The sequence below is a fragment of the Pseudomonas sp. SBB6 genome (genome assembly GCF_024213215.1).
Lineage (GTDB): Bacteria > Pseudomonadota > Gammaproteobacteria > Pseudomonadales > Pseudomonadaceae > Aquipseudomonas > Aquipseudomonas donghuensis.
Window position 1 is genome coordinate 461,530 of the sequence record NZ_JANAVH010000003.1, and the last position, 12,416, is coordinate 473,945.

The following is a 12,416-nucleotide window of genomic DNA, read 5'->3' on the forward strand; positions in this document are numbered from 1 at the left end:
AGTGGAAATCGGAAACGACGCGGGGCTGTCGATAACAGCCCCGCTAGCAAGTGTTGCCTGAAGCATCAACCTACGCGGTAGTTTGGCGCTTCTTTGGTGATCTGTACGTCATGCACGTGGGACTCGGCCATGCCGGCACCGGTGATGCGCACGAACTCAGGCTTGGTGCGCATCTCTTCGATGTTGGCGCTGCCGGTGTAACCCATCGAGGAGCGCAGGCCGCCCATCAGCTGGTGGATGATCGCGGTCAGGGTGCCCTTGTACGGCACGCGGCCTTCGATACCTTCCGGTACCAGCTTCTCGGCGCCGGCCGAGGAGTCCTGGAAGTAACGGTCGGAGGAACCCTGGGCCTGGGACATGGCGCCCAGCGAACCCATGCCGCGATAAGCCTTGTAGGAGCGACCCTGGAACAGTTCGATCTCGCCCGGAGCCTCTTCGGTACCGGCGAACATCGAGCCCATCATCACGGCCGAAGCACCGGCAACGATGGCCTTGGACAGGTCACCGGAGAAGCGGATGCCACCGTCGGCGATCAACGGGATGCCAGTGCCTTCAAGGGCTGCGGCGACGTTGGCGATGGCGCTGATCTGCGGCACACCGACACCGGCGACGATACGGGTGGTGCAGATCGAACCCGGGCCGATACCGACCTTGACCGCGTCAGCGCCGGCTTCGGCCAGGGCCTTGGCGGCAGCGCCGGTGGCGATGTTGCCGCCAATGACCTGAACCTGCGGGAAGTTCTCTTTGACCCAGCGAACGCGATCGATTACGCCCTTGGAGTGACCGTGCGCGGTATCGACCACCACCACGTCAACGCCAGCGGCAACCAGCGCCGCAACGCGGTCACCGGTGTCTTTGCCGGTACCGACCGCCGCACCGACGCGCAGGCGACCCTGGTCGTCCTTGCTGGCCAGCGGGTAGGCCTTGGCTTTTTCGATGTCGTTGACGGTCATCATGCCCTTGAGGGCGAAGTTGTCGTCGACGATCAGCACGCGCTCGATGCGGTGCTTGTGCAGCAGCTCGCGGGCTTCGTTCTTGTCGGCGCCTTCCTTGACCGTGACCAGGCGCTCTTTAGGCGTCATCACTTCACGGACGGTGGCATCCAGACGGTTTTCAAAGCGCACGTCACGGGAGGTGACGATGCCGACCAGGTCGCCATCGTGCAGCACCGGTACGCCGGAGATGTTGTTCAGCCGGGTCAGGTCGAACAGGTCACGTACCGTGGCGTCGGCCTCGATGGTGATCGGGTCCTTGACCACGCCGGCCTCGAACTTCTTGACCTTGCGCACTTCGGCAGCTTGCTGCTCGATGGTCATGTTCTTGTGGATGATGCCGATGCCGCCTTCCTGAGCCATGGCAATGGCCAGACGGGCTTCGGTCACGGTATCCATGGCGGCGGAAACCAACGGAATATTCAGCTCGATGCCACGGGTCAAACGGGTCTTGAGACTGACTTCATTGGGTAGCACCTCTGAATAACCAGGCACTAGGAGAATGTCGTCGAAGGTCAGGGCTTCTTGGCTGATACGCAGCATCGCGGGGGCTCCCGGGCGGGAAAAATGGAAGCGCGCCATTATACTCATCCAGTGCCCTTCGCTCAATGCAAAGATGGGCCTTCGGTCAGTTACCTTCGCGGGTTACCTGCACGACGGCCACCGGTTGGTCCAACCAATCGGCGAAGTTATCCAGAAAAGCCTGCGTGAACCCCGCCGCACTCCAGTTATTGAAGATGAAGCCGAGGTTGGAAAACGCGCAGGGCTGGAGGAACAGAAAACCGTTGATGTCATCTTCATGGCCGCACAACGGGCAAACGAAGTTTTCTGTGCGCCCGGGCATCCAGTCCTCCAGGCTTTCGAATAGCGCCACGCCGACTTCCTTGCGGCATTCAGCGCAGCCGGCTTCTTCAAGAAAGCCCTCGGTCGGGGTATAGATACAGCGCTTGGTAATGACCTCAAGGCCATTGACCGGCAGGTCGTACGGCAGCAGTTCCGGCCGTTCGACCACCTTGCGCGCGCCTTCGGCGATGGCATAGGCCATGCGGTTGCCGGTGCTGCCACAGGTGCTCAGTTGCTCCTCGATGACCTTCTCGCGCACCAGCCAGCGCAGGATTGCCCGGGCACGGGGCTCATGCACGGGGACGGTGGAAATCTTCGGGACAATAATGCTCTGGGTCGTCATGACAGCGGCCAAACAGGTTCAAAGGTGCCAGTTTACCTCACTCAGGTAGCGGCCGATCAGGGCAATGCCGCTGGCCAACACCAGCCAGGTGACCAGGCGTACGAAGGTGTCGCGTGACATGTTCAGGGTCAGGCGCCGGCCCAGGTACAGCCCGACGGCCATCATCGGCAACAAGCACAGCGCCAGCAGCAACAGCGGCAGGTCGGCATACACGCCGGCGATCAGGAACAGGCTCAGGCGCACCACGGTGCTGCAGCTGATCAACGCGCTCTGGGTGGCCCGCGCCTGCTCTTTGGAGGGCAGGCGGGCATTGAGGTAGAGGGCATATAGAAAGCCGCCGCTGCCGAACAAGGCACCGAACAGGCCGCCCACCGTTCCCATCGGCACCGACCAGGCGGCCGACAACTGCGCCGGCTTGACCTTCACCGCCAGGCTGTACAGGGCGTAGGCGCTGATGAACAAACCCATCAGCAACAGCAACAGGTCGGACTTGAGGTTGAGCAAAAACACCACGCCCAGGGTGCAGCCCAACGCCATGCACGGCAGCAGGCGCATCAGTTCCGGGCGCGCCACCGCTTTGCGCGCCGGCAGCCAGTTACCGAAGGCGGCGACAAAGTCCAGCAACACCAGCAAAGGGATGATCCGCGACAGCGGCATGAAGTTGATCAGCACGGGGCCGGCCACCAGCGCGGTGCCGAAACCGGCGATGCCGAAAACGACATAGGCTGCGGCCACGCCGAGCAGGATCGGCAGCCAGTCGAGGGAGGTAAAGGGCAATTGGGCAAACAGGGTCGGGATCATGGCGGCTTTCATCAGAGGAGGTCGGGAAACTTTAGCCAGAGGCAAGCCATGCCGACTAATATGCAATTACCTGATCAGCCATCTTGATACGGCATAGCACTAATGATTTCTACCCGTCAGCTGCGTTACTTCGTCGAAATCGCCGAAAGCGGCAGCTTCAGCGCTGCCGCCGAACGCCTGTTCATCGCCCAGTCGGCCCTGAGCCGGCAGGTCAAGGAGCTGGAGTCACAGCTCGACACCCTGCTGTTCGAGCGCACCGCCCGCCAGCCGCGCCTCACCGCAGCGGGCCAGGCCTTTTTGCCCAGGGCGCGGACCTTGCTGGTGGACCTGGAAAAAGCCGAACGCCTGGCCCGTGAAGTTGGCCAGGGCGTGCGTGGCAGCCTGCGCCTCAACCATTCCAGCACCGTACCATTGACCGGGCAGTTGCTGGCACGGCTCAGCGGCTATCTGCACGACAACCCGGGCGTGTCCATGGAGATCGCCCAACAGTCGTCCGAGGCGCAGTTGGTGGAATTGGCTGAAGGTCGACTGGAAGTCGGCCTGCTGCGCTTGCCGGTCCTGCGTCAACATGAAGGCCTGTGCGTGCAACCGCTGTTCGAAGAGCCGTTGCTGCTGGCGGTCGCCGAGGATCATCCACTGGCGCGGGAAACCAGCGTGCGCCTGGCGCAGCTGCGTGAGCAGGCGTTTATTTCCATCCCCCATCGCCAGCGTGGCGGCCTGAGTTACCTGTCAGCCGAACTGTGCATGCGTGAAGGATTCTTTCCCAGGGCGGCGCGGGTGGTGTCGCGCAAGACCACCCAGTTGCAGTTGATCCAGGCAGGCTTTGGGGTGGCCTTGCTGCCGCAATGCATGGCGGAGATTGCCCCGCCTTCGCTGCGCTTCATTGCCCTGGCCGATGAGGGTTGCCGCAGTACGGTGGCGCTGGCCTATCGGCGCGATGCCGGGGCTTTGGTTGAGCAGTTCATCCTGCATATGGGGGCTGCTGCGCAGCCCATCGCCGGCAAGGCCGGCTCCCACAATGGGCCTGAGTACACAGCTCCTGTGGGAGCTGGCCTTGCCAGCGATGAAGACACCGCCGAGCCACTGCCACCCCGGCTCCACAATCCTTTATGATGCAGCCCATGATCAAAGACCCCTTCGAAAGACTCGGCCTGGACCGCGAAGTCCTGACCGTCAGCCAACTCAACGGCCGCGCCCGGGTGCTGCTGGAAGACGTGTTCCGCAATGTCTGGGTCGAAGGCGAGATCTCCAACCTCGCCCGCCCGGCCTCCGGTCATGTCTACTTCACCCTCAAGGACAGCGGCGCCCAGGTGCGCTGCGCACTGTTCCGCCAGAACGCCGCTCGGGTCCGCCAGGCCCTGCGCGACGGCCTGGCGGTCAAGGTGCGCGGCAAGGTCTCGCTGTTCGAAGGCCGTGGCGACTACCAACTGATCCTCGACACCGTCGAGCCGGCCGGCGACGGTGCCCTGCGCCTGGCCTTCGAAGCGCTGAAGGAAAAGCTCGGTGGCGAAGGCCTGTTCAGTGCTGAAAACAAGCTCGCCCTGCCCGCCCACCCTCAGCGCATCGGCATCGTCAGCTCGCCCACCGGCGCGGTGATTCGCGACATCATCAGCGTGTTCCGCCGCCGTGCGCCGCAAGTCGAGCTGACCCTGATCCCCACCGCCGTGCAGGGCCGCGAAGCCATCAACCAGATCGTCCGCGCCCTGCAACTGGCCGACAGCCGCGGCTTCGACGCACTGATCCTGGCCCGCGGCGGCGGCTCGCTGGAAGACCTCTGGTGCTTCAACGAAGAGGCCGTGGCCCGCGCCATCGCCGCCTGCAAGACCCCCATCGTCAGCGCTGTCGGGCATGAAACCGATGTCTCGATCAGTGACTTCGTCGCCGACGTGCGCGCCCCGACGCCGTCTGCCGCCGCCGAGCTGCTGGCGCCGGACAGCAGCGACCTGCAACGGCGCATCGACAGCCTCAAGCGCCGCCTGCTGCTACGCATCCAGAGCCGCCTGCTGCACGAGCGCCTGCGCCTGGACAGCCTGACCCGGCGCCTGCGCCATCCGGGCGAACGCCTGCGCCAGCAGGCCCAGCGCCTGGACGATCTGGACATGCGCCTGCGCCGCGCCTTCGCGCAGCGCCTGAACCAGCGCCGCGAGCACCTCGCGCGCCTGGACACACGCCTGGCCGCGCAACACCCCGGGCGCACCCTGGCCCTGCTCAAGCAGCGTCTGGACAGCCTCGCCGAACGCCTGCCGCGGGCCATGCGCGAGACCCTCAAGGATCGTCGCCAACGCCTGCAAGCGCAGGCCCAGACCCTGCACGTGGTCAGCCCCCTGGCGACCTTGGGCCGTGGCTACAGCATCCTGCTCGATGAGCGTGGCCAGGCCATCCGCACTGCCACCCAGACCCACAATGGCCAGCGCCTGACTGCCCGCCTGGGCGAAGGCGAACTGCAGGTGCGGGTCGAAGACAACCACCTGACTCCGGTCACGCTCTCTTTACTGGACTGAATCATGCCCCGTCTGTTTACCCCACTGGTACTGCTATGCCTGATGTTCGCCAGCAATGCCCAGGCCAGCTATATCACCCGCCAACTGAACAAGCCGGTACCCGGCGGCGTCGCCGTGATCGACCTGGGCCCGGGCGCCTCGGCACCCCGGGCGCGCTTTGACGGCAAACCGGTGCTGGTGGTCAAGGAACAGGACACCTGGCTGGCCATCGTCGGCCTGCCGCTGACGCAAAAGCCCGGCACCGCACAACTTACCCAGGGCACACGGACCCTGAACTTCACCGTGGCCAGCAAGAAGTACCCGGAGCAGCGCATCACCCTGAAGAACAAACGCCAGGTCAATCCCGACCCGGCCGACCTCAAGCGCATCGATGCCGAGCTTGCCGAGCAGATCAAGGCCTATCGCAGCTTCAGCCCCACCCTGCCGAGCAACCTGATCCTCGACAAACCAGTCAATGGCCCGCTGTCGAGCAAGTTCGGCGTGCGCCGCTTCTTCAATGGTGAAGAGCGCAACCCGCACGCCGGCCTGGACTTCGCCGTACCCGCCGGCACGCCGATCAAGACCCCGGCCAACGGCAAGGTGATCCTGATCGGCAACTACTTCTTCAACGGCAACACGGTGTTCGTCGACCATGGCCAGGGCTTCATCAGCATGTTCTGCCACATGTCCAGGATCGACGTGAAGCCCGGCCAGCAGCTCAGCCGCGGCGCCGTGGTTGGCCGCGTCGGCGCGACCGGCCGCGCCACCGGTCCGCACATGCACTGGAACGTCAGCCTCAACGATGCGCGGGTCGATCCGGCGATCTTCATCGGTGCCTTCCAGCCCTGACGCCTGGTTTGCGCCATTCAAAAAGACCGCGCAACTGGCGCGGTCTTTTCATCAGTTAACAGCCATAAAATCTCGACAATCTGCATTTTTTAAGCATTTATCTCAATCTTTTTGCAAGGCTTGCCATCTTTAACCCCACTGGTTAGGGTTGAAGCCATGAAAACCTTTCAGACCCTCATCCTGCTTCGTCAACACCGCAGCCTCTGCCTGGTCAGTGCACGACTACCAAGCTGAATCGCGTCGCCTCGCCTTTTCATCTCGTTTTCGTTCGGCGGGCCCCTTTCAAGGCCGCACATTCAAGGATTGCCTTCATGACCATGCTCAAAGACCCTTCGAAAAAATACAGCGCCTTCGCGACCGTCAACTTGCCGGACCGCACCTGGCCTTCGAAGACCATCACCCAGGCGCCGATCTGGTGCAGCTCGGACCTGCGTGATGGCAACCAGTCGTTGATCGAACCGATGGATGCGGCGAAGAAGCTGCGCTTCTGGAAGACCCTGGTCAGCGTTGGCGTCAAGGAAATCGAAGCCTCGTTCCCGTCCGCGTCGCAAACCGATTTCGACTTCGTGCGTACCCTGATCGAAGATGGCCACATCCCGGACGACACCACCATCCAGGTGCTGACCCAGGCCCGTGAAGACCTGATCGCGCGCACCTTCGAATCCCTGCGCGGGGCGAAAAAGGCCATCGTTCACCTGTACAACGCCACCAGCCCGTCGTTCCGCCGCATTGTCTTCAACCAGGACAAGCAAGGCGTGAAAGACATCGCGGTGAACGCGGCAAAATTGTTCGTCAAATACGCCGCCCAGCAGCCGCAAACCCAGTGGACCTTCCAGTACTCGCCAGAAACCTTCAGCGCCACCGAACTTGAGTTCGCCAAGGAAGTCTGCGATGCGGTGATCGAGGTGTGGAACCCGACCCCCGAGCACAAGATCATCCTCAACCTGCCGGCCACCGTCGAAGTCTCGACGCCGAACATCTACGCCGACCAGATCGAATGGTTCGGCCGTAACGTCAACCGCCGCGACAGCGTGATCATCAGCCTGCACACCCACAACGACCGTGGCACTGGCGTAGCCGCTACCGAGTTGGGCCTGATGGCTGGCGCCGACCGTGTCGAAGGCTGCCTGTTCGGCAACGGCGAGCGCACCGGCAACGTCGACCTGGTGACCCTGGCATTGAACCTCTACACCCAGGGCATCGACCCTGAGCTGGATTTCTCCGACATCGACGGCGTGCGCAAGGTAGTCGAGGAGTGCAACCAGATTCCGGTGCACCCACGTCATCCGTACGTGGGTGACCTGGTTCACACCGCGTTCTCCGGCTCGCACCAGGACGCCATCCGCAAAGGCTTCAGCCAGCAGAAGGATGACGCCAAGTGGGAAGTGCCGTACCTGCCGATCGACCCGGCTGACATCGGCCGCAGCTACGAAGCGGTGATTCGCGTCAACAGCCAGTCGGGCAAGGGCGGCATCACCTACCTGCTCGAACAGGAATACGGCATCAGCCTGCCACGGCGCATGCAGATCGAGTTCAGCCAGGTGGTGCAGGGCGAAACCGACCGCCTGGGCCTGGAAATGACCGCCCAGCAGATCCACTCGCTGTTGCACCGCGAGTACCTGCAGGCCAACTCGCCATACGCGATGGTCAGCCATCGACTGCAGGAAGAGAACGGCCACAGTGCGGTGGAAGTGGAAGTCGCCGCTGAAGGCGAGACCACCCTGCACTGGCGCGGCAAGGGCAACGGTGCCCTCGAGGCCCTGGTGGCCGGCTTGCCGATCGCCGTGGAAATCATGGACTACAACGAGCACGCCATCGGCGCGGGTACCAACGCCAAGGCTGCGGCCTACATCGAACTGCGCGTCGCCGGTGGTCGTCCGGTGCATGGCGTGGGTATCGATGAGAACTTCACCACTGCCAGCTTCAAGGCATTGTTCAGCGCCCTGAACCGCTCGTTGAGCCAGCAAGCAGCCAAGGCGGCCTGAGCCATACGCTGAGCTGCAACCGAGTGCCCGCCTCCATCCGGAGGCGGGCACTTTCGTTTGCGCCCGAGAAAAATCGTCGGTCAGCTTGCCGGCAAGCCCCGGTATACTCCCCTCCTCGCTTTACCTTGCGCTGCGCGCACATCATGAAAGGACACTCGATGAGCAACTACCTCGAGCGGGCACTGAGCGGCCTGCGCACCATCGGCATCAACCTCGTTCGCCCCGTTCAGGATGCGCCTGTCCTGGTGTTGCTGGACCGCGTAGCACAATACGACACCACCAAGGTCACCTCCATCGCCACGGTTCTGCAGCAGTCCACCGCCTTCAACAGCATGGTTCGCGAGCAGATCGAGGGCATGGACATCTCCACCCGCTTCATGGACATCACCCAGAGTTTCACCTCGATCCGTGAAGACGCTGCCGCCATGGCCGGCTGGATGGACGACGGGCGCCTGGACAGCATGGAAAAACTCAAGCTGGCCTGGATGAACATGCGCCGCGGCTCGATCCCCAGCCGCTTCAACGACATTCGCGACAACTACCTGCAGGTGTGCAAGTCGGCCAACGACCAGATCAGCCGCGAGACGGTGATCCTCGAATCCTATATGGACTTTCGCATGGCCATGAAAGCCGCCGAGGTCGAAGCCCAACAGGTGCTGGCCATTGCCGGCCAGGCCCTGGAACAGCGCACCGCCGAACTGAATGAGGCCAACCAGCAGGTCGCCGCCGCCGAATCGGCCGAGCCGGCCCAACGCGCGGCCCTGGAGCTGCGCCGCGACGAAGCCGTGCGCGCCCTGCAGGATGAAGACAAGCGCTACCAGATCGTCAAGGACATCGCCGATGACCTCAAGGTCGGCTACAACACTGCCGAGATGGTCTTCGCCCGGATCAACCAGGTGCACGTGATCAAGGAGCGTCAGTACCAGCGCATGGTCTCGTTCTTCTCGACCAACGAAGTGGTACTCACCGGCCTCGCCGTGTCGTTCACCGCCAACAGCGGCCTGGCCGAGGCCACCCATACCCTCAACGCCACCACCGACGGCATCAGCAAGGGCCTCGAAGCCCTGGGCAGCACCGGCAACCAGCAGCTTGAAGCCGCGGTCAAGGCCAGCTACGGCTCGACCATCAAGGTCGATTCGGTGCGCGCCCTGGCTGACGCCACGCTGTCGTTCCAGACCGACATGAACAGCCTCACCGAAACCTACCGGGCAGAATCGAGCAACGCTTCGCGCGACATCGCCGCCGCGGTCGAGGATGCCAAACGTAAATTCGCCGCGCTGCTCAGCAAGGCGGCCTGATGAGTAGCATTCCACTCTCCGAACAGCTCGGAGCGATGGCGTTCGTCGACGAATTGCGCCACCAGCAGATGCAGCTCCAGGAACACCTGAACCTGCCCAAGCGCCGCGCCGAAGTCGCGGCGCGTATTCGTGACTACTACCAGAGCCACAACATCGCCTTCGACGAGGCGCTGATCGACCAGGGCGTGCGCGAGTTCTTCGCCCGCCGGCTGATGTTCGAAGCCCCGCCGCTGAGCGGGTGGCAAAGGCTGCTGAGCAAGGCATCGATGGCGCGCAGCCAGCTCTACAAGCTTTTTCTGGCGCTCATTGCCGCGGCGCTGATCACCCAGTGCACACGCATCGCCCATGACACCGGCGTGACGGTGGAAGTCCAGAACAGTGCCCATGAGCTGCTTCGTCGTGATCAAGACCTGCGCAGCAACATCCAGCAGCAGCACGAGAAGCTTGAGCAATTACAGCAAAAGGCTGTGGCGCAGCCCGATGCCGCTGTCAGCCGCCTGCTCGAGTACGTCCGGCAAACCTTGCCGCCACTGGATCAGAGCTTTGCCAGCGATGTGCCGGATTTCATCCACAAGACCAACCGCGACAGCGTCAAGGCGCTGGTCGAGCAGCGTGAGGCGCAGCTCGAGCAGGCCCGCGATAACCTGTACGCGAGCCGGTACGCCTTAGCCACGGTCGAGGGCATCTACAAACAGCGCGATGAGCTGGCCAGCCTCTTGGCCACACCGACCTACCTGGAAGGCATCAAGCGGTTTGCCAAGCTCAAGGAGCTTGCCAGCTTGGCCGACCAGCAACTGCTGCAGGTCAAGGACGATAAAACGCTGAAAACAGCCACCCGGCAGGTCAACGAACTGGGTGAGCAGATCCTTTACACCAGCAGCTTGCTGGAGCAGCTCGCCCTGCGCGAGCAACTGCTGCAGCGCTTCAAGGCGATGCCCCTGGCCGCTGGCGATCGTGCGCAACTGCAAGCGCTGTTCGCGCAAGCCAGCAACAGCCTGGACACCCAGGACGCCTTCAAGGCCCAAGGTCAGCTTAAGCATCTTGAGCAGATGCTCGACTTCGCGGCCGTTGCGCTGACGATCCAGGTCGTGGACCGCACCGGGATCAAGTCCGGGGTCGAGCGTTGCTACGACGCCGCTGGTTGCAACCGCGGCGAGGCCACCGACAAAGGCAAGAGCTGGTTCCTGGTGGTCGAGGCCACCGACCCGGCTGGTATCAGCGCCAAAGTCCCGGTCACCAGCTCTGAAACCGGTAACCAGCGCTGGACCCGCTTCTTCGGCGTGCGCGTCAGCCAGGCCGAATACCTCAAGGTCAAGCAGGACAAGCTCGACGACGGCCATGTCGATGAGCGCATGATGGGCAGCAAGGCTGCCAATTCGCTGACCCTGCGCTTCAACCAGCGCACCACGAGCAACCCTGACATGATCCTGGACTGGTGAACACATGACGCCTAGTACCCTCACCAGCACCGTGGCACAGAACGCCCGCAGCAGCGAGGCCTTGCTGCGCAGCGCCGAGCAGATGTTGTCGGCCCTGAGCGATCAGGAAGCACGCCTGGAGCAGGACATCCTCACGCGCCTGAGCAATATCGTCACGCTCAAGCTTGAACATCGCCCGGCCCTCGACCAGGACACCTTGCTGCAACTGCAGGCACGCCAGGAGGCCGAAGTGCAACTGCGCGCGGAACTTGCCCAGGTCGAAAGCGATATTGCCGCCTCGCTGACCAGCCAGCACACCGTGCGCGAGCGCATTGAAAGCATCGAGCGCCAGGTGAAGGAGCAACTGGCGCTCGAACCTGCCTGGTGCGAGCTGGAGGAGCAGCTGCTCGCCGCGCAAGAGGCCAATCGCGAAGCGATTACCGGCTACGCCGAGATCCGCCAGGAGTGCGTCGACAAGCTGCCCTCCTACAGTGCCAACCCGATCTATTACCACCTGCTCAAACGTGATTACGGCACCGAGCAGTACCGCTACAACTTTCTGCACCGCTGGCTCGACAACAAGCTGGCCAAGCGCGTCAACTACCAGGGTAACCGCAGCAACGAGCTGATCCTGCGCGCCATGCAGACGCGCAACGAAGAACAGCAAGGCGAGCGCCTGGCCCTGATTGCCACGCGGCAAGCCGCGGTTGACCAGCACCTGGCCCAGGCGCGAACGGCGGCGGGCATGGACCCTTTGACCCGCGAAGATACCACGCTGAACAAACATATCGCCGCTGCCAAGGCGCGGGCCAACGAGCAGCACCAGCAATTGGCCGCTTTTGCCGGCAAGCAGGACCCGCACTACCTGCGGATCCGCCAGAACATCACCGAACGCCTGCAGGCGCAAACGATCGAGCAACTGCTGGTCGAAGTGCAAAAAACCCCGGACAGCAACGATGACAAGATCGCCGCCCAGCTCAAGGAGCTGTACCCGCGCCTGCAGGATGTACAGGCGCGCTTGCCGGACCTGCGCGACCAGCATGACCGCGCTCTGCGTGACTACGAACGGGCCAAGGAACTGGAGCGGGCACTGCGCACCGATTACTACCGGGACAGCGATTACAGCTATAACACCAGCTTGAGCTTCGAACGCTTGCTGGCCGACTACATGACGCGCGATCTCAGCCTGCACGCCCTGGAAACCCTGCTGCAAAGTGGCCGGCGCCTGGTGCCGCGCAGCTCGTCATCCAGCGGCTCTTCGTCGAGCAGTTGGTCGAGCTCCGGTTCCAGTAGTTCAAGTTCGAGCAGTAGCGGCTTTTCCAGCTCCAGCAGCAGCGGTGGTGGCAGCTTCAGTACCTCGGACAGTTTCTGAAACGCCAAAAACGCCTCTGCACGAGGCGTTTCTAT

The 12,416-nt window shown here is 63.0% G+C and carries 9 protein-coding genes and 1 pseudogene; 7 read left to right on the forward strand and 3 right to left on the reverse strand.

Going from position 1 to position 12,416, the window contains the following annotated elements; all coding sequences use genetic code 11:
• Nucleotides 1-65: 65 nt before the first annotated feature.
• The 3 genes from guaB to NLX68_RS08250 all read right to left on the reverse strand — a co-directional run bounded on the left by guaB (nt 66) and on the right by NLX68_RS08250 (nt 2,979).
• Complete coding sequence (guaB, locus tag NLX68_RS08240; RefSeq protein WP_010220150.1) at nt 66-1,535, reverse strand: IMP dehydrogenase; 1,470 nt, start codon at nt 1,533-1,535, stop codon at nt 66-68.
• Nucleotides 1,536-1,620: 85 nt separating this feature from the next.
• On the reverse strand, nt 1,621-2,178 hold the full coding sequence (locus NLX68_RS08245) for a sugar ABC transporter ATPase (protein WP_115088528.1): 558 nt from the start codon (nt 2,176-2,178) through the stop codon (nt 1,621-1,623).
• 18 nt (nt 2,179-2,196) lie between these two features.
• The gene (locus NLX68_RS08250) at nt 2,197-2,979 is read right to left on the reverse strand and encodes a sulfite exporter TauE/SafE family protein (RefSeq protein ID WP_254283599.1); all 783 of its coding nucleotides are present in this window, start codon (nt 2,977-2,979) and stop codon (nt 2,197-2,199) included.
• 102 nt (nt 2,980-3,081) lie between these two features.
• On the opposite strand from NLX68_RS08250, the pseudogene NLX68_RS08255 reads away from it, so the two are divergent.
• The 7 genes and pseudogenes from NLX68_RS08255 to NLX68_RS08285 form a co-directional block, all read left to right on the forward strand.
• Nucleotides 3,082-3,945 (forward strand): annotated as a pseudogene (locus NLX68_RS08255) (LysR family transcriptional regulator); the annotation flags it as partial.
• A 155-nt stretch (nt 3,946-4,100) separates the two neighbouring features.
• Nucleotides 4,101-5,480 carry an exodeoxyribonuclease VII large subunit gene (gene xseA, locus NLX68_RS08260; RefSeq protein ID WP_254283601.1) on the forward strand — a complete coding sequence of 460 codons (1,380 nt, stop codon included), beginning with the start codon at nt 4,101-4,103 and terminating at the stop codon, nt 5,478-5,480.
• Nucleotides 5,481-5,483: 3 nt separating this feature from the next.
• Nucleotides 5,484-6,308: a M23 family metallopeptidase gene (locus NLX68_RS08265; RefSeq protein ID WP_254283602.1), complete on the forward strand. Its 825-nt coding sequence runs from the start codon at nt 5,484-5,486 to the stop codon at nt 6,306-6,308.
• A gap of 311 nt (nt 6,309-6,619) precedes the next feature.
• Nucleotides 6,620-8,293 (forward strand): 2-isopropylmalate synthase, encoded by a 1,674-nt coding sequence (leuA, locus tag NLX68_RS08270; RefSeq protein WP_254283604.1) that lies wholly within the window; start codon nt 6,620-6,622, stop codon nt 8,291-8,293.
• A 158-nt stretch (nt 8,294-8,451) separates the two neighbouring features.
• Entirely contained in the window at nt 8,452-9,591 is a 1,140-nt protein-coding gene (locus NLX68_RS08275; protein WP_254283605.1) for a merozoite surface protein 3b, read from the forward strand.
• On the forward strand, nt 9,591-11,030 hold the full coding sequence (locus NLX68_RS08280) for a DUF6384 family protein (RefSeq protein ID WP_254283606.1): 1,440 nt from the start codon (nt 9,591-9,593) through the stop codon (nt 11,028-11,030). The genes NLX68_RS08275 and NLX68_RS08280 overlap by 1 nt, the downstream gene beginning before the upstream one ends.
• A 4-nt stretch (nt 11,031-11,034) precedes the next feature.
• Nucleotides 11,035-12,381: a hypothetical protein gene (locus NLX68_RS08285; RefSeq protein ID WP_254283607.1), complete on the forward strand. Its 1,347-nt coding sequence runs from the start codon at nt 11,035-11,037 to the stop codon at nt 12,379-12,381.
• The last annotated feature ends 35 nt before the right edge of the window (nt 12,382-12,416 follow it).

Excerpts from the sequence above, each read along its gene's own strand:
- guaB (WP_010220150.1), bottom strand. The coding sequence starts at position 1,535 with ATGCTGCGTATCAGCCAAGAAGCCCTGACCTTCGACGACATTCTCCTA.
- NLX68_RS08245 (WP_115088528.1), bottom strand. The coding sequence starts at position 2,178 with ATGACGACCCAGAGCATTATTGTCCCGAAGATTTCCACCGTCCCCGTG.
- NLX68_RS08250 (WP_254283599.1), bottom strand. The coding sequence starts at position 2,979 with ATGATCCCGACCCTGTTTGCCCAATTGCCCTTTACCTCCCTCGACTGG.
- xseA (WP_254283601.1), top strand. The coding sequence starts at position 4,101 with ATGATCAAAGACCCCTTCGAAAGACTCGGCCTGGACCGCGAAGTCCTG.
- NLX68_RS08265 (WP_254283602.1), top strand. The coding sequence starts at position 5,484 with ATGCCCCGTCTGTTTACCCCACTGGTACTGCTATGCCTGATGTTCGCC.
- leuA (WP_254283604.1), top strand. The coding sequence starts at position 6,620 with ATGACCATGCTCAAAGACCCTTCGAAAAAATACAGCGCCTTCGCGACC.
- NLX68_RS08275 (WP_254283605.1), top strand. The coding sequence starts at position 8,452 with ATGAGCAACTACCTCGAGCGGGCACTGAGCGGCCTGCGCACCATCGGC.
- NLX68_RS08280 (WP_254283606.1), top strand. The coding sequence starts at position 9,591 with ATGAGTAGCATTCCACTCTCCGAACAGCTCGGAGCGATGGCGTTCGTC.
- NLX68_RS08285 (WP_254283607.1), top strand. The coding sequence starts at position 11,035 with ATGACGCCTAGTACCCTCACCAGCACCGTGGCACAGAACGCCCGCAGC.